Origin of the sequence: Bordetella flabilis (assembly GCF_001676725.1) — a bacterium.
Taxonomy (GTDB): domain Bacteria; phylum Pseudomonadota; class Gammaproteobacteria; order Burkholderiales; family Burkholderiaceae_B; genus Bordetella_C; species Bordetella_C flabilis.
Genome location: NZ_CP016172.1, coordinates 348,677 through 369,323, shown reverse-complemented (window position 1 = coordinate 369,323; position 20,647 = coordinate 348,677). Strand labels below are relative to the sequence as shown.

The following is a 20,647-nucleotide window of genomic DNA, read 5'->3' as shown; positions in this document are numbered from 1 at the left end:
TTCCGTGCCGATGCGGCCGGGCGCCGCGCGCACGTCATGGCGGGTCGATTCATTTCCCTCAACCAGAAAGGGTAGACACAGCCGTGAAAGACTATCTAAGCCGTATACAAGTGCAGGAGCGCTACGCCGAAGGAACGTGGCAGGCCATCCTTTTTCAGGAGCTGGCTGCCAGCTTCAACAGCGACACCCGTGCTTTCCCGTGCATCTTCGGGGTAGCCGGGTTCCGCGCGGACCAGCTGCGCTATCTGTTCCTCGACGAGGAGGACGTGGAAGGACTTGCCGTCAATCTTCGCCGCTATGTGGAGGAAGCGCGCAGCTTCGGTCCCAACACATCGTTGGTCGTATTCTTTCGCCCCAGGCCCCTGCTGCCGCTGGAGGCGTACCGGGCCAAGTTCTGGGCCATGCTGGGACGCCTGTCGTCGCTGGACGAAGCCGAATGGCCGGCCGATATCCCAGCCGAACTCGATACGCCCGAATGGGAGTTCAGCTTCGCGGGCGAACCCATTTTCGTCGTGTGCAATACGCCCGCGCACGTACAGCGCCAGAGCCGGCGCTCCAGTTCCCTCATGGTCACTTTCCAGCCGCGTTGGGTCTTTGACGGCATCCTCGGCACGCAGAAGGCGCGCGATGCCAGCGTGTCCAAGGTCAGGACGCGGCTGGAGAAGTACGACATGATCCCGCCCTCGCGCGACCTTGGCGCCTACGGCGATCCGGCGAACCGGGAGTACAAGCAGTATTTCCTCGGTGACGACAACCGCCCCACCACCGGCTGCCCTTTCCATGCGATGCGCGCCGCCGACGTGGCTTCGGAAATCTGAGACGGAGGACACCATGGAAATCATCAAGGGACTGCTTGGCGATATCGGACTGGCAACGGACTTGCGGGCGCTGCTGCCCCGTCAAGGTTGCATCGAGGTGCAGCGCGACGCGCCCGGCAAGGAACACCGCACGCACAGCCACCCCACCGACGAAACGCTGATCATCGTCGACGGCGGACTGACCGTCTACGCGGACGGGGTGGAGTACTTTTGCACGAAGGGCGATGTCATCGATCTTCCAGGAGGCACCATCCACGGGTCGACGGCGTCGTCCCAGGGCGCCATCTACCTGATCGCGTTCGAGCGGCTGGCCCCGCAGCTACGGGAATCGGCGGACGCGCTGGCGATAGCCTGACGCAAGCATCGCCGCTCGGGGAGCGGCAGGCCGCCCGCTGCGCGACAGCCGGCAAAGCGGGCGGCCCCACCCTGGCCGAGGCAACGAAAATGCCGCCGGCGCCACTCATGCCCGCTCACGGCAGCGGCATGGCCCAAGCTCCTGAAATCATGACGCGCCGCCTCGTCCGTCCGCTTCATGAGGTTTCATGTCTTCGCTGTTCCGACTGTCCGCTCCACCCTCCCACGCCACCCCGCCCCTATCCGCCTCCCTCCCGCCCGCCGGGCGCGCCTCCGTCATCCTGACGCACGCGCGATCCGCCACTGTCGAACGGCAGGCGGAAGCCTTCGCAGCGTGGCCGGTTCACGACCCTCATCGCGCCGCGCGCCGGCGACGTGACACGGGAGTACAGGCGGCGATGAACAGCCGCGCGGCGGCCGCAACAGCGGATATCGCCAAGGCCGATCAAACATCGGCGTGCCGCCCCACCGCCCTGCAAACGCCGGATGTGGACACGCAAGCGGACCCGCGCTCGCTTATCGGCGCGCGGATCGCGGCGGCGCGTGTCCTGGTGGGTCCGAAGGCGAAGGCAATGGGGCAGGACAATCTGCTTTTCGCGGCGAATGCCGTCCATCGCAAGGCGCAGCGCTCACCCCGGGACTACGACGCACGGTCGGCGTCCATCGCGCTGTGGCGCGAAGAAGCGGCGGCCTGGGCCAGGGCCAACGACGCTGGTCCCGGCATCGGAGAAGCGACCCGGCTGCGGGCCTACCAGGAGCAATGGTCCCTGGCCCTGGATCCGCCGCCGGTGCCGGCGTTCCAGGATCGAAGCGCCCTGGCCACCGCCTATGTGCTGGAGCGCTCGGCGGCCGGCCTGCCATACGCCATCGCGCAGCGGCCATCGCCCACGCCGGTTCCTGTAAAGGACTTGATCGAGCACTACAAGGACGACCCCGAGGTCCGCACCCGGTACTACGGCCAGTTCGCCCGCTATATCGAATCCCATCTGGACCGCTTCAGCACGCTCAGCGCCATCGCGGATGCCGACCGCGCGGGGGTGCATGCGCTGCGCCTGTACGAAGCGCCGACCCGCCTCTGGCACGTGGAGGAAGTGACGCAGTTTCCCTCCGGCGCGCACCGCCTGCCATCGGGAGCGATCCTGTCCGCGTCGGGCCGGAGCCTGGGACCGTCCTTCATCGCCGAATTGCCGGGCGGCCAATTCGTCCATGTCGACGCCCGCGGCACAGTGAAACGCCTGGCGGGCGCCGTGGTCCGCGCCGATGGCGAACTGCATGCAAGCGCGGTGCTGCGGGCGTATGGCCTTGCAGCGCAGGACCCGGGCGGCACCGGAGGCCCGGGCGCGGAATACGTGGTCCGTGCCGCGCGCCGCGACGCCATGCCATTGCGCGAGCTGGTCATCGGGCAACGCAAGCAGGCGCTGGGCACGGCCATCACGCAGTGGAAAAAAGACAACTACCAAGCCTCCTGGGGCGAATCCATCATGGGAACGATCATTCCCTTCTACGATGTCTACCACCAGTTGAAATGGGACCCGGGTTACCGGGTGCAATTCGAGGACATCGCGTGGGACTCGGTCGGGCTGGCGCTGACCGTCGCCAGCGTGGCGATGATAGGCCTGGGTGGCCCGGCGGGCGTGGCCGCGGCGGCTGGCGCCATCCGCGCCGCGGTCGGCCAGGGCGTCAGGGAGATGGTGAAGGCCGGCCTGCGCTCGGTGGTGCGGCACTTCAGCCTGAAGGCCTTGCTATTGCAGGGGGCGCGCGAAGCCGCCGACTTCGTCGTGCCGGTGTTCTCGGCCCGGGAGCTGCTGCGGGGCATCGGCCATCTTGCTCCGCTCGGCAAGCGCGCGATGCTCACGGCGCTGAAGGAAACCGCCGCCACAATGCAGGGCGCCGACCCAAGGCTGCTGCTGGACGGCATCTACGAACACCTGGCGCGCACCGGCGCGGCCGGAAAGACCGCGACGCCTGAGAGCATCCGGCGCACGCTGCAGGCGGCGGCCGCGCGCCCGGTGCCATCGCGGGTGTACCGGGGCCACAGCGGCAACGCGGGGCGAAAAATGCTGCAGGCCGGTGTCAGCATCCGCCCAGGCACCACCGGCGACGATATCCTGGTCGCCTGCATTGTGCATTCGGCGTCGACGGGCGGCAGCTGCGGCAAGGTCCTATCGCTCAGCGCCGACCGCTCCGTCGCCGTGCGCTTCGGCAAGGAACGGCCGGAACCGCATCTCTTCGCCATCGACACCACGTCGGCGCCGGGCGATTTCCGCACCGTCGAAGACATCCTGCTGAACGAAGGGCCGCGCCTGGTGCAGCAAGGCAAGATACAGCCGGGCACGCTGCGGGCCGCCATACAAAACACCCTGCTGCACGAAGAGAGCGAAATCTTCTACATGGGTGGAAGCATTCCTGACCGCTTGATCAAGACCGTCAGCGCCTTGCCGGCCTGACGCGAGCCGCGACCACTTGCCGCCCATGGCGCTCGCACAACACGCGCGGGCGCAGCCCGTATGATTGGGGCCACCGCCAGCTGTCCCGGTACCGGCGATCGTCCGGGATGAAAAGAGGAACATGCCATGAACATATCCAAACTGTTCGCAGGCGCGGCCAGAACCTGGCCGCAACGGCCCGCGCTGCTCGCCGGCGCTTCCGTTCGGTACGACTACGGCACCATGCTGCGCGTCGTGCGGCAGCGCGCCAGCTGGCTGGCCTCGCTGGGCCTGGCGCCGGGGGACCGCGTGGTCCTGTGCATGGGTAACCGGCCGGAGTACCTGGAACTGCTCTATGCCGCGCTATGGGCCGGGCTGGTAATCACCCCGGTGAACGTCAAGCTGCACGCGCGCGAAGTCGCCTATGTGATCGAACACAGCGGGGCGCGCGCCATCGTCTCCGACCGCCTGGACGAGATGGCGCTGCCCGCCACGATCCGCGCCATCGACGTGAACGCATTGCCGGCGCCGGAATCGTTCGCCGAAGCCAGCATGCACGGGTCGCGCGACGACGATCTGGCCTGGCTGTTCTACACCAGCGGGACGACCGGCCGTCCCAAGGGCGCGATGCTGACGCACGCCAATCTGCTGGCCATGAGCGTCAGCTACCGTTCCGACGTCGAAGCGGTAGCCGGCACGGACGCCTATGTGTACGCCGCGCCGATATCCCATGGCGCGGGACTGTATACCTTCGCCTACGCCGCCTCGGCGGCGCGGCACGTGGTCCCCGCGTCCGGCGGATTCGACCCTGCCGAGGTGCTCGATCTGGCGCACGCGCTGGGCGACCTGTGCATGTTTGCCGCGCCCACCATGGTCAAGCGGCTGGTCGACGAAGCCGCGGGCCGGCCACACCCGCCCTCCGGCATCAAGTCCATAGTCTATGGCGGCGGGCCGATGTATGCCGCCGACATCGAACGGGCCCTCGCGGCCCTCGGACCCTGCTTCGCGCAGATCTACGGCCAGGGGGAAACGCCCATGACCATTACCTGCATGACGCGCCAGGAAATCACGGCCGCGCGGCACGCCGGCAACGGCCGCCTGGCTTCCGTGGGCCGCAGCCACTCGGTGGTCGACGTGCGGGTGGTCGACGAGGACGGCCGCGCCGTTTCGGCCGGCGTGTCGGGCGAGGTCATTGTCCGCGGAGCCACCGTCATGCAGGGTTATTGGGCCGACGAACGCGCCACCGCGTCGGCGCTGCGGGATGGCTGGTTATATACGGGCGACATCGGCTACTTCGACGCCGATGGATTTCTTACGCTGCTGGATCGCTCCAAGGACGTCATCATCAGCGGCGGCTCCAATATCTACCCGCGTGAGGTCGAAGAGGTCTTGCTGGAGCACCCCGCGGTGGCGGAAACCGCCGTCATCGGAACGCCCGACCCCGAATGGGGCGAGAACGTCATCGCCTTCATCGTCGTGCAGGACCGGGCCGGCGATGCCGTCACGGACGGCGAGCTGGATGCGCTGTGCGTTGCGCGCATCGCGCGCTTCAAGCGCCCCAAGGCCTATGTGCGCGTGGACGCGCTGCCGAAGAACAACAACGGCAAGGTATTGAAGACGGAACTGCGCGCGCGGTATGCCGCGATGAGGCCATAGCTTTCCCGGCGCCGTGAGGCCGGGCCCACAGATGGGAAGATCGCCGTCCATGCGCGCTCCCATGGGGCCGCATGTAAAGGCAAAGCGATAAAGCGCCTGACCCGCCTATGCCATCGGGAAACGGTGCGGAATGGGCACGAAGAGGCCGCACATCGACCCGCGCTTACCCCGTTGGCCCGGCGACACCCGACGCAAAAAAGCCGGCGCCGCTCGCGCGGTTCCGGCTTCTGCTGCTGGCGTCGAGAACACCACCAAGAATTCGACCACAATCAGTGGTCGGGGCGAGAGGATTCGAACCTCCGACTCCTGCGTCCCGAACGCAGTACTCTACCAGGCTGAGCTACGCCCCGATGTTTCGCGCGGTGATGGCGGGCGGCCGGCACGGGTGCTTATCGCATGAAGGCAACCTTGTACCAAGATGGCCAACGTGCAATCACGCCCTTCGGTCTACCGTCCACGTACCCTGTTGACTGCCATGCAGCACTGGCCTGCATCAGCGATCACGGTTTACCGCGAAAGCGCAGAATTCTAGCAGGGATTGCTGATAAACGGAAATTGGGTACGCGGCCAGCGCCTGCCGCGCCAGCTCGGCTTCCGCGCGCGCCGCGTCCAGTGCGTGCGGCAACGCATCGGTGGCGTGGATGGCGGCCGCGACGGCTTCGAAATCGGCATGGCCGGTCTCGATGGCGCTGCGCACCAGTTGCTGCTGTTCGGGGGTGCCGACTTCCATCACGCGGATCAGCGGCAGCGTGGGCTTGCCTTCGCGCAGGTCGTCGCCCACATTCTTGCCCAGCGCCTCGGCATCGCCGCCATAGTCCAGCACGTCGTCGACCAGTTGGAAGGCCGTGCCGATATGGCGGCCATAGGCGGCGGCCGCCTGTTCCTGTTCCGCGGTCGCGCCAGCGAGCACGGCGCCGGCCTGGGCGGCAGCCTCGAAAAGCTTGGCCGTTTTGTAGCGCACCACCTGGAGGTAACGCTCCTGCGAGACATCCGGGTCATGCACATTGAGCAATTGCAGCACTTCCCCTTCGGCGATGACCGTCGTGGCCTGCGAAAGAATGGCCATGACGCGCATCGAGTCGATATCGACCATCATTTCGAAGGAGCGCGAATACAGGTAGTCGCCCACGAGCACGCTGGCGGCATTGCCGAAGACCGCATTGGCGGTCTGGCGGCCACGGCGCAGATCCGACTCGTCCACCACGTCGTCATGCAGCAGCGTGGCGGTATGGATGAATTCCACGACCGCGGCAAGGGTATGGTGGTCCGTGCCGGAGTACCCCAACGCGCGCGCGACCATCAGCAACAGCGCCGGGCGCATGCGCTTGCCGCCCGCGCCGACGATATAGTCCCCGATGGTGCGGATGAGCACCACGTCGGAATCCAGCCGCGCGCGGATCACGGCGTCGACCGCCTTCATGTCGTCGGCAATGGGGGCAATGAGCTCGGGGAGATTCAAGACGTGTCCGGGTGGTAAGAAAGAGGCGAGCCGCACGGCTCTCATCGCGGGCCCGCGCCCGCCATGCAAGCCGACCGGGGGTCGGATGGATTATACGGTGTCGTGCGTCGATTCCCCGTCGCGCGCCGCGCACCGGCGCCCCACTATGGCACGGCGTATGGGATGCCTGCAGGCGGACCCGCGACGGCGACCCGATGCAAGGGCTAAGCCCTTGGGCGGACAGCACTTTTTGACTTTGGGCGCGGGCGAGGATAGAATTTCGAGTTCGGCGTCTTGCGTCCGGGGCGGGTATCTCGCATCGGGCTGCATCTCCCCAGGGATCCACGCGGTGCGACCTGAAGTACGCAGGTGGATCACGGGGGGGGATGGTAAATCATCGCAAAGCTGTCGCAGCCTGGTGCAAGCCTTGGCGTAGCGGCGGCGCCGCGATGAAGTGTGCTGGAAAACAAGGGCGCCGTAATCACCTCATTTTCCTAGGAATTTACCCATGTACGCGGTCATAAAAACCGGCGGCAAGCAGTATCGTGTCGCAGCCGGCGAAAAACTCAAGGTAGAACAGATACCTGCTGACATTGGGCAAGAAATCACCCTGGACCAGGTGCTGTCCGTGGGCGAAGGCGACCAGTTGAAAATTGGTACGCCGTTCGTCTCGGGCGCCGTGGTCAAGGCGAAAGTTCTTGCGCATGGCAGGCATGACAAGGTCAAGATCTTCAAGATGCGCCGTCGCAAGCACTATCAGAAGCATCAGGGCCACCGTCAGAACTACACCGAAATCCAGATCGGCGACATCACCGCCTGAATCGGGCATCGGTATCCATAGCAGGAGCTAAACATGGCACAGAAAAAGGGCGGCGGCTCTACGCGAAACGGTCGCGATTCAGAATCGAAGCGACTCGGCGTCAAGGCCTACGGCGGTCAACTGATCCCGGCCGGTTCGATCATCGTGCGTCAGCGCGGTACCCGTGTGCATCCCGGCGTGAACGTCGGGATGGGCAAGGACCACACGCTGTACGCGCTGGTCGACGGCAAGGTGCAGTTCGCCACCAAGGGCGCGCTGAACAAGAAGATGGTTTCGATCGTCGCTGCCGAGTAAAAGCAGGATCTTCGATCCCGCACCGCAAAAAGCCCTGTCGCGTGCGGCAGGGCTTTTTGTTTTATCGTTTCCACTCCTAGAGAACAGGCGCGCCGCATCGCGCGCATCGGCCATCATGAAATTCGTAGACGAAGCCACCATTGAAGTCATTGCCGGCAAAGGCGGCAACGGCGTGGCGAGCTTTCGCCGCGAAAAATTCATTCCCAAGGGCGGCCCGGACGGCGGCGACGGCGGACGCGGCGGCAGCATCCTTGCCGTGGCCGACCGCAATATCAATACGCTGATCGATTTCCGCTACGCCCGGCTGCACCGCGCGCGCAACGGCGAAAACGGACGGGGTTCGGACCAGTATGGCGCCGCCGCGCCCGATATCGAGCTGCGCGTTCCGGTAGGCACGGTGGTGTACGACGCCGACAGCGGCGAGCAGCTTTTCGACCTGGACCGCCATGGCGAGCAAGTGGTATTGGCCGCCGGCGGACAGGGCGGCCTGGGCAATCTGCACTTCAAGTCCAGCGTCAACCGCGCCCCGCGACAATGGACGCCCGGCAAGGAAGGCGAGCAGCGCCGCCTGCGCCTGGAGCTGAAAGTCCTGGCCGACGTCGGCCTGCTGGGCCTGCCCAATGCCGGCAAGTCGACCCTGATCAGCAAGATCTCCAACGCACGGCCGAAGATCGCCGACTATCCGTTCACGACGCTGCATCCCAACCTGGGCGTGGTGCGCACGTCGCCGTCGCGCAGCTTCGTCGTGGCCGATATACCGGGCCTGATCGAAGGCGCCTCCGAGGGCGCGGGCCTGGGACATCTGTTCCTGCGCCACCTGGCGCGCACTCGGGTGCTGCTGCATCTGGTCGACGTCGCGTCGCCGGACCCGGACATCGACCCCATTCCCCAGGCGGTGGACAACGCACGCGCCATCGTCGAGGAATTGCGCCGCTACGATGCCGAGCTTGCTGCCAAGCCGCGCTGGCTGGTGCTGAACAAACTGGACATGGTGCCGAACGAGGATGCCGCCGCGCTGAAGGCGCGCTTCTGCGACGCCTTCGGATGGACCGGACCGGTCTTCACCGTCTCGGCGCTGACCGGTGAAGGCACGCAGGAACTGGTGTGGGCGCTGCAGGACTACCTGGACGCCGAACGCCACAAGGACCAGATCGCGCAGGACCAGGCCGAAGGCACCTACGTGGCCGAGGATCCGCGCTTCGATGACACGCGCTCGGACGCCGAGCCGCGTCGCGGTGACGAATAAGCCATAATCGCTCTCCATCGCCGCCGCAAGCGGGCGGCAGACACCGCCCCGCGGCCACGACCCTCGTCACCTTCCGCTCCTGTATCGGCCATCGTCATGACCGCTGACAGCAACACCGTATCCGTGATTTCCGCCGCCAGCAGGCTGGTGGCCAAAGTGGGCTCCACCCTCGTCACCAACGAGGGCCGCGGGCTGGACCGTGCGGCCGTCGCCCACTGGGCGCAGCAGATCGCCGCCTTGCGGCAGCAGGGCCGCCAGCTGGTGCTGGTTTCCAGCGGCGCCATCGCCGAAGGCATGGCGCGACTGGGCTGGCGCAAGCGGCCCTCCGCCATGCACGAACTCCAGGCGGCGGCGGCAGTCGGGCAGATGGGTCTGGCGCAGGCCTACGAAGCGGCCTTCGCGGAATATGGCTTGCGCACCGCGCAAGTACTGCTCACGCACGAAGACCTGGCGGACCGGCGCCGCTACCTGAACGCACGGTCCACGCTGTTCGCGCTGCTGCGCCTGGGCGTCGTGCCCATCGTCAATGAAAACGACACCGTGGTCACCGACGAGATCCGTTTCGGCGACAACGATACGCTGGGCGCGCTGGTCACCAACCTGATCGAAGCGGACGCGCTGATCATCCTGACCGACCAGCGTGGACTGTATGAAGCCGATCCGCGCAAGGATCCGCAGGCCCGCTTCGTTTCGCACGCGCAGGCGGGCGATCCGGCGCTGGAAGCCATGGCGGGCGGCGCGGGCAGCGGCATCGGGACCGGTGGAATGCTGACCAAGGTGCTGGCCGCCAAGCGGGCGGCGCACAGCGGCGCGCACACGGTGATCGCGTCCGGCCGCGAACGCGACGTGCTGGTGCGGCTGTCGCAGGGCGAATGCATCGGCAGCGAGCTGCGCGCGGTCTTGCCGGTGTGGTCGGCGCGCAAGCAGTGGCTGGCCGACCACCTGCGCCTGCGCGGCCGCGTGGTGCTGGACGAAGGCGCCGTGCGCGCGCTCATCAACGAAGGCAAGAGCCTCCTGCCGATCGGCGTGGTGGACGTGGAGGGCGACTTCGAGCGCGGCGACGTGATCGCCTGCATGGACGCGGATGGCCGGGAATGCGCGCGCGGGTTGGTGAACTATTCGGCGTCGGAAACGCGCCGGATCATGCGCCAGCCCTCATCGCGGATCGAAGCGCTGCTGGGCAGCATGACGGACCCGGAGCTGGTGCATCGGGACAACCTGGTCGTCCTGTAGGGCCTCGCCGGGCATACCATCGGTGACGCGCGGCTGGCAGCCCGCCGCCGCCCGGCATGCCTGGCACTAAGCCGGGCCCGCTAACGCGCGCGGGCATCCGGCGACTAGCCGGCCAGCAGGGACATGTTCAACTGCACGCGCCGCTGCAGCCACAGGCTGGGGCGATAGCGGGGATCGCCCGTCACGCGCTCCATATTGCGCAGGATTTCCAGGATGCGGTTCGCGCCCAGCGCGTCGCCCATGGCCAGCGGCCCCACGGGATATCCCAGGCCCAGCGTCACGGCCTTGTCGATATCGCTGGCGGTCGCAATGCGTTGCTGCGCGATGTCGCAGGCAATGTTGACGATCGTGGCGACGATGCGCTGCGCCACGAACCCGGGCGAGTCCTCGATCACGCTGACGCGCGCGCCATCCGCGGCGAACAAGCCGTGCGCGGCATCGCGCCATTGCGGCAGCAGGGCGGGGCTTGCCATCACGGTGCGCCGGCGCGCCGCGTCCAGCCCATGCAGGGTGTCCAGCCCCACGGTGCGCGACGGATCCAGTCCCTGCGTGAAGACCGCCGTGGAGACATCCTCGCCATAGGGCGTGACGACGATCAGCGCGTCCTCGGGCGCGTGGCTGTCGGCCACGCGGGCCACGCCCAACCGGTCGATCAGCGCGACGACCGCTTCGTAACCCTGGTGGTGCAGCGGGCTGACCCACACCTTCAGGCCATCGGGTACGGCGGGGGCGGCCGGCTCGGACGGAAGCTGTTTCTGGCCTTCCACATAGCGGTAGAAGCCCTCGCCCGCCTTGCGCCCCACCAGCCCGCCGGCCAGCCGCACGGTAGTGATAGGCGACGGCCGGAACCGCGGCTCATCGAAGAACTGCCGGTAGATCGATTCCATCACCGGATGCGACACATCGAGCGCCGTCAGGTCCATCAATTCGAACGGCCCCATGCGAAAGCCGGCCTGCTCCCGCATGATGGCGTCGACCTGCGCGAAGGACGCCACCGCCTCCTGGGCAATGCGCAGTCCCTCGGTGTTCATCCCGCGGCCCGCGTGATTGACGATGAAGCCGGGCATATCGCGCGCGCGCACCGGCGTGTGTCCCATGCGGCGCGCCAGCGCGACGAGGGCATCGCCTGCGGCGGGATCGCTGCGCAGGCCGTCAATGACTTCCACCACCTTCATCAGGGGCACGGGATTGAAGAAGTGATAGCCCAGGACACGGCCGGGCAGGCGGCAGCCGGCGGCAATGGCCGTGATCGACAACGACGATGTGTTGGACGCCAGGATGCAGTCGTCGCGGACCACCGCTTCCAGTTTGGCGAATACGTCGCGCTTGACGTCCAGCCGTTCGACGATCGCTTCGACGACCAGTTGGCAGTCCGCCAGGTCGGCCAGCGTATCGCAGGGAACGATGCGGTCGAGGGCGGCTTGCGCCGACTCGGCGCCGAGCTTGCCCTTCTCCACCAGCTTGTCCCAGGTCTGCCGCAGGCTGCTACGCGCCGCGGCGACGGCATCGCCGCTGGCGTCATGCAGCCGGACGGTCAGGCCCGCCTGGGCCGCGATCTGGGCGATACCGCGCCCCATGGCGCCGGCTCCGACGATGCCTACGGTATTGATCTCTGCCATAGTGCCTGCTCTCCTGCGTGATACCGGATCCAAAGAAAGTGCGCGCGTGCGTTCTCGCCGTGCATCATGCGCCGGCGCCGCCGGCCAGGGCGCGGATGTCGTCGTCGGACAGGCCGAGCCGTTCGCGCAGCACCTGCTCCGTGTGTTCGCCCAGCATGGGTGGCGGGCGCCGGTACGCCACAGGGCTGCCGGAAAGCCGCAACGGGCTGGCCGCCACGGGCACGGTACCCGCGGCCGGATGCGGCAATTCCCGGCGCATTTCGCGAAAGACCACTTGTGGGTCTTCGTAGACCTGGTCAAGGGTGTTGATCGGGCCTGCGGGCACCCCGGCCCGTTCGAGTTCCGCCAGCCAATGATCGCGCTCGCCTTGCGCCATGCGTGCGGCCAGGATGGGCACCAGCACTTCGCGGTTGACGACGCGCCTGGGATTGGTGGCGAAGCGCGGATCGTCCGCGAGCTCCGGCGCGCCAATGACGCGGCAGTATGCGCGGAACTGGCTGTCGTTGCCCACGGCCACGATCATGTGCCCGTCGCTGACCGCGAAGACCTGGTAGGGCACCAGGTTCTGGTGCGCGTTGCCCGCGCGGCGCGGCGCCTCGCCCGAGGTCATGTAGTTCAGATTCTGGTTCGCCATCATCGCGACCTGGCAGTCCAGCAGCGCCATGTCCAGATGCTGGCCCAGGCCGCTGCGTTCGCGCTCATACAGGGCCGCCAGGACCCCCACCGCGGAATACATGCCGGTCATCAGGTCAGCCACCGCCACACCGGCCTTCTGCGGTCCGCCGCCCGGCAGGTCGTCGCGTTCACCCGTGATGCTCATCAAGCCGCCCATGCCCTGGATCATGAAGTCGTAGCCGGGGCGGCTGGCATACGGTCCGGTCTGTCCGAAGCCGGTGATCGAGCAATAGACGAGACGCGGATTGGCCTGGCTCAGGCTTTCGTAGTCCAGCCCGTATTTGCGCAGGCCGCCGACCTTGAAGTTCTCGACCAGGATGTCGCTTTGCAGGGCCAGCTCGCGCACCAGAGCGGCACCGCGGGCCGATGCGATATCCAGGGCCACGGACATCTTGTTGCGGTTGGCCGACAGGTAATAGGCCGCTTCCGTGGTCTCGTTGCCGTCCTGGTCCTTCAGGTAGGGCGGCCCCCAGCCCCGCGTGTCGTCGCCGCTGCCCGGACGCTCGATTTTGATCACCTCGGCACCAAGGTCCGCAAGGTTCTGCGTGCACCAGGGGCCGGCGAGCACGCGGGTCAGGTCGAGGACACGTATGCCGGTAAGGGGAGCGGGACGAGTGGACATGAACGGGATCGTGGTTGGTTGGGAATCCGCCAGCAGGCAGGTCTGTGTAGTCGGCTATTGTGCCTTATGGGATGGCGGGCGCCGCGCCGCGATTCCGGCGCGCGGAACGCGCATTGGCTCCGCCCATCCGCGGGGCGCGGGCCGGCAAGGCGGCGCGGCGTATCCGGTATGACGCCGCCCTGCACCACGTGGGCCGCTCGGCGCGGCAGGCATGCCCTCGCGCCGCCCGGTCAAACGCCATGCGCCTTCATCGTTTCCCGCGCGATGACCAATTGCTGGATCTGCGACGTCCCCTCGTAGATGCGGAACAGGCGGACGTCGCGATAGAAGCGCTCCACCGCGTATTCGGAGATATAACCGGCGCCGCCGTGGATCTGCACCGCGCGATCGGCGACGCGGCCCACCATTTCCGAGGCGAAGAGCTTGCAGCAGGCGGCTTCGAGGGTGGTGTTTTCGCCGCGGTCGCGCTTGGCCGCCGCGTCCATCACCATGGTGCGGGCGGCGTAGATGTCGGTCTGGCTGTCGGCGATCATGGCCTGGATCAACTGGAACTCGGCGATCGGCTTGCCGAACTGCTTGCGCTCGGCGGCATAGCGGACGGCATCGCCGAGCAGGCGTTCCGCGATGCCCACGCACAGCGCCGAGATATGCAGACGCCCCTTGTCCAGCACGCGCATCGCCGTGCGGAAGCCGTTGCCCTCTTCTCCGCCCAGCAACGCCTCGGCGGGCACGCGGCAATTGTCGAAGACCACGTCGCAGGTCAGCGAACCGGCCTGCCCCATTTTCTTGTCGGGCTTGCCCAGTGTCAGGCCCGGCGTGCCGGCCTCCACCAGGAAGCAGGAGATCGCATCGGATTGGCGGTCGGGCCGCGTGCGCGCCATGACCGTGAACAGGCCCGCCACGGGCGCATTGGTGATGAACCGCTTGGTGCCGTTCAGGACATAGTGCTCGCCATCGCGCTGGGCGCTGGTGCGCAGGGACATCGCGTCGGAGCCGGCGTCGGGTTCGGTCAGGGCGAATGAGCCGATCAGCTCGCCGCTGGCCAGGCGGGGCAGATAACGCTCGCGCTGGGCCTCGGTGCCGGCCAGCACGATGGCCTGGGAGCCGATGCCGATATTGGTCCCGGCCAGCGAACGGAAAGCGGGCGCGGTGTGGCCGAGCGCCATGGCTACCTGCACTTCTTCCACCATGTTCAGCCCCAGGCCGCCGTATGCGGGGTCGATGGAAAGGCCGAACAGGCCCAGCTCGCGCATGCCGGCCACGATGGATTCCGGGATGACGCCGGATTCGGCCAGTTCGTGTTCGGCTGGAACCAGCTTATCGGCGACGAAGCGGCGAACGGCGTCCAGCAACAGGGTCAGGGTTTCGGCATCAAGGGCCATGTCGGCCTCCTCGGTCGTCGGGGGTAGACAAACAGGTAGTGCCTAGCGGCGCAGGCCGCCCAGCAATAAATCGAAGTAGCCTGCGGCCACGGCCTCGGCATCCTGGCCCTGGCCGGGCTTGTACCAGCGCGCCATCCAATTGAGCATGGACAGCACGGCGCGGCCCGTACCGGCGGGGTCGAGATCGCGGAAGACGCCGTGCGCGGCGCCCTCGGCGATCAACGCCCGCAGGCGGGCCTCGTAGTCGTCGCGCAGGCGGGCGGCGTCGTCGCGGTAGCCGGGGCTCATTCCGGAGTAGCCGATCAGCATGGTGACGAAGGCGGCGTGGTGGGCCTCGAAGTAGCGCGCGTGCGCGAGCATGAAACGGCGCAGGCGCTCGACGGGGTCCGCCTGGGCCTCGACCTCGGCCGCCACCGCGGCGGTCAGGCCGCTCAGCACGTCGAGGATGATGGCGTCGTAGACGTCCTGCTTGGTGCCGAAGTAATGGTAGATGGCCGCCTTGGACACCCCCAGGCTGGCCGCCACGTCCGCCATGGAACTGTTTTCATAGCCACTGCGCGCGAACAGCCGGGCGGCCTCATCCAGGATACGTTCGCGCGGCGCCGGCATGCTGGGAGGGCGCCCGGCGCGGGGACGTGCCGCCGGAAGGCTGGCAACGTCGGTCGGCACGGAGGAATCGGCGGAAGTGGCCATGGGGTCCTGGACTGCATCGGCGGGAGTGGTGAGCACTGGAGCGACGCGCGGATGCCAGCGCCTATTATAAATACATACCGACCAGACGGTAAATAATTATCCGGACTTTTTCCGCAGGCCATTCAGCAGCGGGTGTAGGGCTGGCTGGGCCTTGTCGTGCCTACTTACAACACCACTAGGGTAAACCCCAGGTTTTTGTTGCACCGCATCTAGGGTTTTCCCTATAATGGTTTTCACTGATCGAACAAGCACGCCACAGCAAGGAGCACCGCCATGACGAACATCGCCCTGAATCAAAACCTGCGTCTGACCGACGCCCTCGAACGTGACATTCTGGAGAACACCTTGAACGGACAACCTACCTCCCATCCCATCGTCGCCGCCAAGCGCATGGCGCGCGCTGTTGCCCATGGCTTCGGCGCCTTCTTCGACTTCATCGAGGAAGTGCAGGACACCATGAGCCGCGCCCAAGAGCAAAACCGCCGCTACAGCGGCTCGCAGTGGTAAGCACGGCTACGCCGGGGCGCCGCCTGGCCGCGTAGACGGAACGAATGTTCGTGCCGTCCATGCCGAAGGCTTTCCCCGGCGTGCACATGCATACCGCAGCAGACGTCGACGCCCTGCCCGTCCCGTGTCGGATGACGAAGCAGTTGAGCAGTTGAGCAGTTGAGCAGTTGAGCAGTTGAGCAGTTGAGCAGTTGAGCAGTTGAGCAGTTGAGCAGTGCGTTCCTTATCGCGGCAGGGCCGGTTCCTGCTCTTTCCCCGGAGCGCAGCTGTGCATATTGGATGATGTGGTGGCCGGCCGTACCGGCTGCGGACGATGCGCCGCGGCTGGCCACCACAGCGTGGATATGCGTTCCCCCGGCTGGCGCCCTTCCCGGCAGCGACCATCGCAGCCTGGCGTCTTCGCCATCTCCCTTTCCCCCAGCTCCACCCGTGCCGCGTCGGCGACTGCATGCGCGATCGTGCACACTACGGCCGCCCGCCCATGACGCGCGCGCCGCGCGCGTGCCGCCGCCGCATAATCATGCAACAGTCCAAGGCATGGCCGTTCTCGCAAACGAGAATTGACAGCGTTTCGGGGCGCTCACCATAATCGCCCGCTTCGGCGATTGCGACTAGCAACAACGATTCAACGATTTCATCGGCGGCGGCCGCCTGGCGGACCAGCCATCGGGAGCGCTCCATCCGTGGGGTCGCGGTTGTCGTCGCGCCCCCTCTTCCGGAGTTTGTCCATGCTGTACTCCCGCCATGCCCTGGCCCTGTTGTGCGCCAGCGTCGGTATCGCCGCGGCCGTCCCGGCCCAGGCGCAGACCCTGAAAATCGCGTTGTCGGCCGAACCCACCGCCGCCGATCCGCACTATCACAAGATGTCGGCCAACGACGCCTTTTCGGCGCACGTGTACAGCTCTCTGCTGGGGCGCGACGCCGATATGAACCTGGTGCCGGGCCTGGCCACGTCATGGAAGAACCTGGACGACCTGACCTGGGAGTTCAAGCTCCGCCATGACGTGACGTTCTCCAACGGCAAGCCCTTCACGTCCGAAGACGTGCTGTTCACGATCTGCCGCACGCTGAACAACGAAACCAACGTCTCCAGCTCCTACGCGTCGCTGACCAAGCTTTTCGCCGACGTCCAGACGCCGGATCCTTATACGGTCATCATCAAGACCCACGTGCCGCTGCCCGTCATGCCGGCGGAAGTGGCGCGTTCGCTGCCCATCATCTGGAACGGCATCGTGCCGCACGGCAAGCTGACCTTCACGCCGAAGGAAGGCTGCGGCGTGACCGGGCCGTGGCCCACGGTGGTCGACTTCAATAACGGCAAGGACGCCATCGGCACCGGCCCGTATGTTCTGAAGTCCTACGTGAAAGGTACGGCCATCGAACTGGAACGCAACGAGAGCTATTGGGGTCCCAAGCCCTACTGGAAAAACGTGAAGATGGTGCCGGTGCCCAACGCCGGCCCCCGCATGACCGGGCTGCTGTCGGGCGATTTCGACCTGATCGAGAACCCCGCCGCGCGCGATATCCAGCGATTGAAAGAGAACCCCAAGTTCGGCTACGTCGCGACGCCGTCGACCCGCCTGGTCTTCTTCCAGCCCGACGTGGGCCGCAGCCCCAGCCCCTTCGTCAAGGCCGCGGACGGCAAGAATCCGCTGCAGGACCTGCGGGTGCGGCAGGCCATCAATATGGCGATCGACCGCAAGACGATCACCCAGCGCATCATGGACGGCATGGCGACGCCGGCCTACCAGTACATGCCGGACGGCATGTTCGGCGGACTGGCCCACGCGCCGGAGATCAAGTACGACCCGGCGGCCGCCAAGAAGCTGCTGGCCGAAGCCGGCTACCCGGACGGCTTCGAGCTGACGCTGTCGAGCACCAACGATCGCTATATCAATGATGGCCAGGTCACGCAGGCGGTAGCCCAGTATCTGTCGCGCATCGGCATCAAGGCCAATGTGGATGCCATGACGGCCTCCATCTACTTCCCCAAGCGTGCCAAGCGGGAGTTCAGCTTCGCGCTGGGAGGATGGCCGGCGGAAGTCGGCGAGGCATCCGCCCTGTTCCAGCTGTGGGTCACCTCGCTGGACGGACCGAAATCGCTGGGCACCAGCAACTACGGCGGCTATTCCAATCCCGCCTTCGACAAGGTCTACCGCGAGGCCGCGGTGACGGTGGACCCCGACAAGCGCCGCGCGCTGCTGGAGGAATCCACCCGCATCGCGCTGGCGGACGTGCCCTTGATCCCGCTGCACTTCGAGAGCACCTTGTGGGCGTACCGCAAGGACATCTCCTATGAAGGGCGGCGCGATCAGTTCACCCTGGCCATGTCGGCCAAGCCGGCGGATAAGTAAGCAGCGAAGCCGCCCGGGCATCCCGGGCGGTCCGTGTTCAGGGAGTGGGGGCAACCGCCAGCGCCAGCGCGGCGGCCTGTCGCATCGGCCTGCATCGCAAGTGCGGACAGGCCCGGGACGCCCCCGCCAGAAAAGGCGGCGGCGGAAAGAGTCTTGACCGGCCCTAGCCCGCCGCCCGCACCGTGACCGCCGCGGACACCCGCTGTGCCTTCGCGCGGGCGGCCTCCACCGTATCCGCGGTCGCCAGGCCCACGCCCATGCGCCGCTTGACGAAGGACTCCGGCTTGCCGAACAGCCGCATGTCCGTGCCGGGCTCGGCCAGCGCTTCGGCCACGCCATGGAAAGTCACCGCGCGTGTATCGAGGCCGCCGTAGATGACGCTGCTGGCGCCAGGCTGGCGCAGCGAGGCATCCACGGGCAGCCCCAGCAGCGCGCGGGCGTGCAGCTCGAATTCGTTCTGGGCCTGGGTAATCATGGTCACCATGCCGGTATCGTGGGGGCGCGGGCTGACCTCCGAAAACCATACCTGGTCGCCGGCGACGAACAGTTCCACGCCGAAAATGCCCAGTCCGCCCAGATTGCCGGTCACCGCCAGGGCGATTTCCCGGGCCCGCGCCAGCGCCTGCGGCGACATGGGATGCGGCTGCCAGCTTTCGACGTAGTCGCCGTCCACTTGCCGGTGGCCGATGGGGTCGCAGAAATGCGTTTCGATTTCCCCCGACGCGCCGCGCGCGCGCACCGTGAGCAGGGTGATCTCGTAGTCGAAGCGGATGAAGCCTTCGACGATGGCCCGCCCTGCTCCCACGCGGCCGCCTTCCTGGGCATAGCGCCAGGCCGGCGCAATATCTTCGGGTCCACGCAGTACGGATTGCCCCTTGCCCGATGAAGACATGACCGGCTTGAGTACGCAGGGATAGCCGATGCCGCCGCCATCGATGGCCTCGCGCAGCTGCGCCTCGGTATCGACGAAACGATAGGGCGAAGTGGGCAGGCCCAGCGTTTCGGCGGCCAGGCGCCGTATGCCTTCGCGGTTCATCGTCAATTGGGCCGCGCGCGCCGTGGGCGTGACGCGCGCCGTCCCGGCCGCTTCCAGTTCGACCAGCAGATCGGTGGCGATGGCCTCGATTTCCGGCACGATCACATGCGGCCGCTCCTGCGCGATGACGCGGCGCAGCGCTTCGCGGTCCGTCATTGAAACCACGTGCGCGCGGTGGGCCACCTGCTGCCCCGGCGCGTCGGCGTAGCGGTCCACCGCGATCACCTCCACGCCCAGGCGCTGCAAGGCAATGACCACCTCCTTGCCCAATTCGCCCGCGCCCAGGAGCATGACGCGCGTGGCGGAAGAAGAAAGCGGCGTACCGAGAACGGGCGCTGGAGTCGTCGACATATGTAGGAACCTGCTGCGGGAAACGGGCCGTGGCCCCGGGGGCGAGGAGCCCGCCAGCATGCCATAGGGCCCGGACCGCGGCAACCCGCGGCCCGGACGCGGCAAGTTGTCGCAGTGCGATTAAAATCCGTCCATGAATGCCCTTCCCGCCACCTCTCCGGACGATGCGCTGGCCTCCGCCCGGCGCACCCTGCGTATCGAAGCGCAGGCGCTGCACGACCTGCAAGCCCGTCTGGACGACAATTTTGCGCGTGCCGTCGAAATGCTCCTTAATTGCCGGGGCCGCGTTGTCGTCAGCGGCATCGGCAAGACCGGCCATATCGCCCGCAAGATCGCCGCCACGCTGGCTTCGACCGGCACCCCGGCCTTTTTCGTGCACGCAGCCGAAGCGGTACACGGCGACCTGGGCATGATTACCCCGGACGATGTGCTGATCGCCTTGTCCTATTCCGGCACGGGCGAGGAGTTGCTGACCATCCTGCCCGTGGCGCGGCGCATGGGCGCCCGGCTGATCTCCATGACCGGCAACCCGTCCTCCGAGCTGGCCCGGCAGGCCGACGTGCACCTGGACGTCAGCGTCAGCCAGGAGGCTTGTCCCTTGAACCTGGCGCCGACGGCCAGCACCACGGCCGCGCTGGCCCTGGGCGATGCCATTGCCGTCGCCTGCCTGGAAGCACGCGGCTTCGGCCCGGACGACTTCGCGCGCTCGCACCCCGGCGGCGCGCTGGGGCGGCGGCTGCTGACGCACGTGCGCGATGTCATGCGGCAAGGCGCGGCGCTGCCGACCGTGCCGGGCGACGCGCCGCTATCCCGCGCGCTGGAAGAGATGTCCGCCAAAGGCATGGGCATGACGGTGGTCGTCGACGCGCGCCGGCATCCCATAGGCATCTTCACGGACGGCGATCTGCGCCGCTTGATCGAACGACACGGCGATATACGCGGTCTGAACATCCTGGATGGCATGACGCGCTCACCGCATACGGTGCCGCCGGACGTGCTGGCGGTGGTGGCGGCCCAGCAGATGGACGCCTTGCGGGTGAGCCAGATGCTGGTGCTGGACGATGACGGGGTGCTGATCGGCGCCATACACATGCACGACCTGATGGCGGCGAAGGTGGTATGA

Annotated in this window: 17 protein-coding genes and 1 tRNA gene; 11 read left to right on the top strand and 7 right to left on the bottom strand. The window is 66.9% G+C overall.

The window, feature by feature from the left end:
* The first annotated feature begins 83 nt into the window (after positions 1 to 83).
* From BAU07_RS01690 to BAU07_RS01675, 4 genes are all read left to right on the top strand, one after another.
* Positions 84 to 818 carry a YqcI/YcgG family protein gene (locus BAU07_RS01690; RefSeq protein WP_066653245.1) on the top strand — a complete coding sequence of 245 codons (735 nt, stop codon included), beginning with the start codon at positions 84 to 86 and terminating at the stop codon, positions 816 to 818.
* A 13-nt stretch (positions 819 to 831) separates the two neighbouring features.
* Complete coding sequence (locus BAU07_RS01685; protein WP_066653243.1) at positions 832 to 1,173, top strand: cupin domain-containing protein; 342 nt, start codon at positions 832 to 834, stop codon at positions 1,171 to 1,173.
* A gap of 397 nt (positions 1,174 to 1,570) precedes the next feature.
* The gene (locus BAU07_RS01680) at positions 1,571 to 3,619 is read left to right on the top strand and encodes a hypothetical protein (protein WP_066653238.1); all 2,049 of its coding nucleotides are present in this window, start codon (positions 1,571 to 1,573) and stop codon (positions 3,617 to 3,619) included.
* A 126-nt stretch (positions 3,620 to 3,745) separates the two neighbouring features.
* A complete protein-coding gene (locus BAU07_RS01675) occupies positions 3,746 to 5,254 on the top strand; it encodes a class I adenylate-forming enzyme family protein (protein WP_066653233.1) in 1,509 nt (502 codons plus the stop codon).
* 273 nt (positions 5,255 to 5,527) lie between these two features.
* On the opposite strand, the gene BAU07_RS01670 is transcribed toward BAU07_RS01675, so the two are convergent.
* Both BAU07_RS01670 and ispB read right to left on the bottom strand, forming a co-directional pair.
* Positions 5,528 to 5,604 (bottom strand) — tRNA-Pro (locus tag BAU07_RS01670).
* A 143-nt stretch (positions 5,605 to 5,747) separates the two neighbouring features.
* Positions 5,748 to 6,713: an octaprenyl diphosphate synthase gene (gene ispB, locus BAU07_RS01665; protein ID WP_066653230.1), complete on the bottom strand. Its 966-nt coding sequence runs from the start codon at positions 6,711 to 6,713 to the stop codon at positions 5,748 to 5,750.
* Positions 6,714 to 7,200: 487 nt separating this feature from the next.
* Here ispB and rplU point away from each other — a divergent pair, with 487 nt between their 5' ends.
* From rplU to proB, 4 genes are all read left to right on the top strand, one after another.
* The gene (gene rplU / locus BAU07_RS01660) at positions 7,201 to 7,512 is read left to right on the top strand and encodes a 50S ribosomal protein L21 (protein WP_066653226.1); all 312 of its coding nucleotides are present in this window, start codon (positions 7,201 to 7,203) and stop codon (positions 7,510 to 7,512) included.
* Between the two features lie 33 nt (positions 7,513 to 7,545).
* Positions 7,546 to 7,806, top strand: a complete 261-nt coding sequence (gene rpmA, locus BAU07_RS01655) for a 50S ribosomal protein L27 (protein ID WP_066653222.1) — start codon at positions 7,546 to 7,548, stop codon at positions 7,804 to 7,806.
* A gap of 115 nt (positions 7,807 to 7,921) precedes the next feature.
* Positions 7,922 to 9,052 carry a GTPase ObgE gene (gene obgE / locus BAU07_RS01650; protein ID WP_066653204.1) on the top strand — a complete coding sequence of 377 codons (1,131 nt, stop codon included), beginning with the start codon at positions 7,922 to 7,924 and terminating at the stop codon, positions 9,050 to 9,052.
* A gap of 96 nt (positions 9,053 to 9,148) precedes the next feature.
* Positions 9,149 to 10,285, top strand: a complete 1,137-nt coding sequence (proB, locus tag BAU07_RS01645; protein WP_066653202.1) for a glutamate 5-kinase — start codon at positions 9,149 to 9,151, stop codon at positions 10,283 to 10,285.
* 104 nt (positions 10,286 to 10,389) lie between these two features.
* Here proB and BAU07_RS01640 read toward each other — a convergent pair whose 3' ends face one another.
* The 4 genes from BAU07_RS01640 to BAU07_RS01625 all read right to left on the bottom strand — a co-directional run bounded on the left by BAU07_RS01640 (position 10,390) and on the right by BAU07_RS01625 (position 15,276).
* Positions 10,390 to 11,904, bottom strand: a complete 1,515-nt coding sequence (locus BAU07_RS01640; protein ID WP_066653201.1) for a 3-hydroxyacyl-CoA dehydrogenase — start codon at positions 11,902 to 11,904, stop codon at positions 10,390 to 10,392.
* A 64-nt stretch (positions 11,905 to 11,968) separates the two neighbouring features.
* Positions 11,969 to 13,201, bottom strand: a complete 1,233-nt coding sequence (locus BAU07_RS01635) for a CaiB/BaiF CoA transferase family protein (protein ID WP_066653200.1) — start codon at positions 13,199 to 13,201, stop codon at positions 11,969 to 11,971.
* A gap of 230 nt (positions 13,202 to 13,431) precedes the next feature.
* The gene (locus tag BAU07_RS01630; RefSeq protein WP_066653190.1) at positions 13,432 to 14,583 is read right to left on the bottom strand and encodes an acyl-CoA dehydrogenase family protein; all 1,152 of its coding nucleotides are present in this window, start codon (positions 14,581 to 14,583) and stop codon (positions 13,432 to 13,434) included.
* A 42-nt stretch (positions 14,584 to 14,625) separates the two neighbouring features.
* Positions 14,626 to 15,276 carry a TetR/AcrR family transcriptional regulator gene (locus BAU07_RS01625; protein ID WP_066653187.1) on the bottom strand — a complete coding sequence of 217 codons (651 nt, stop codon included), beginning with the start codon at positions 15,274 to 15,276 and terminating at the stop codon, positions 14,626 to 14,628.
* Positions 15,277 to 15,549: 273 nt separating this feature from the next.
* Between BAU07_RS01625 and BAU07_RS01620 the strand changes: the two genes are divergently transcribed.
* Both BAU07_RS01620 and BAU07_RS01610 read left to right on the top strand, forming a co-directional pair.
* Entirely contained in the window at positions 15,550 to 15,783 is a 234-nt protein-coding gene (locus BAU07_RS01620) for a hypothetical protein (protein WP_066653184.1), read from the top strand.
* Between the two features lie 728 nt (positions 15,784 to 16,511).
* Positions 16,512 to 18,137: an ABC transporter substrate-binding protein gene (locus BAU07_RS01610; protein WP_066653174.1), complete on the top strand. Its 1,626-nt coding sequence runs from the start codon at positions 16,512 to 16,514 to the stop codon at positions 18,135 to 18,137.
* Between the two features lie 163 nt (positions 18,138 to 18,300).
* On the opposite strand, the gene purT is transcribed toward BAU07_RS01610, so the two are convergent.
* Positions 18,301 to 19,524 (bottom strand): formate-dependent phosphoribosylglycinamide formyltransferase, encoded by a 1,224-nt coding sequence (gene purT / locus BAU07_RS01605; RefSeq protein WP_066653171.1) that lies wholly within the window; start codon positions 19,522 to 19,524, stop codon positions 18,301 to 18,303.
* A gap of 133 nt (positions 19,525 to 19,657) precedes the next feature.
* On the opposite strand from purT, the gene BAU07_RS01600 reads away from it, so the two are divergent.
* Positions 19,658 to 20,647, top strand: coding sequence for a KpsF/GutQ family sugar-phosphate isomerase (locus BAU07_RS01600; protein ID WP_066653168.1), 990 nt, complete (start codon positions 19,658 to 19,660; stop codon positions 20,645 to 20,647).

Coding starts and splice junctions, on each gene's coding strand:
- BAU07_RS01685 (WP_066653243.1), top strand. CDS start 832: ATGGAAATCATCAAGGGACTGCTTGGCGATATCGGACTGGCAACGGAC.
- BAU07_RS01680 (WP_066653238.1), top strand. CDS start 1,571: ATGAACAGCCGCGCGGCGGCCGCAACAGCGGATATCGCCAAGGCCGAT.
- BAU07_RS01675 (WP_066653233.1), top strand. CDS start 3,746: ATGAACATATCCAAACTGTTCGCAGGCGCGGCCAGAACCTGGCCGCAA.
- rplU (WP_066653226.1), top strand. CDS start 7,201: ATGTACGCGGTCATAAAAACCGGCGGCAAGCAGTATCGTGTCGCAGCC.
- rpmA (WP_066653222.1), top strand. CDS start 7,546: ATGGCACAGAAAAAGGGCGGCGGCTCTACGCGAAACGGTCGCGATTCA.
- obgE (WP_066653204.1), top strand. CDS start 7,922: ATGAAATTCGTAGACGAAGCCACCATTGAAGTCATTGCCGGCAAAGGC.
- proB (WP_066653202.1), top strand. CDS start 9,149: ATGACCGCTGACAGCAACACCGTATCCGTGATTTCCGCCGCCAGCAGG.
- BAU07_RS01640 (WP_066653201.1), bottom strand. CDS start 11,904: ATGGCAGAGATCAATACCGTAGGCATCGTCGGAGCCGGCGCCATGGGG.
- BAU07_RS01635 (WP_066653200.1), bottom strand. CDS start 13,201: ATGTCCACTCGTCCCGCTCCCCTTACCGGCATACGTGTCCTCGACCTG.
- BAU07_RS01630 (WP_066653190.1), bottom strand. CDS start 14,583: ATGGCCCTTGATGCCGAAACCCTGACCCTGTTGCTGGACGCCGTTCGC.
- BAU07_RS01625 (WP_066653187.1), bottom strand. CDS start 15,276: ATGGCCACTTCCGCCGATTCCTCCGTGCCGACCGACGTTGCCAGCCTT.
- BAU07_RS01620 (WP_066653184.1), top strand. CDS start 15,550: ATGACGAACATCGCCCTGAATCAAAACCTGCGTCTGACCGACGCCCTC.
- BAU07_RS01610 (WP_066653174.1), top strand. CDS start 16,512: ATGCTGTACTCCCGCCATGCCCTGGCCCTGTTGTGCGCCAGCGTCGGT.
- purT (WP_066653171.1), bottom strand. CDS start 19,524: ATGTCGACGACTCCAGCGCCCGTTCTCGGTACGCCGCTTTCTTCTTCC.
- BAU07_RS01600 (WP_066653168.1), top strand. CDS start 19,658: ATGAATGCCCTTCCCGCCACCTCTCCGGACGATGCGCTGGCCTCCGCC.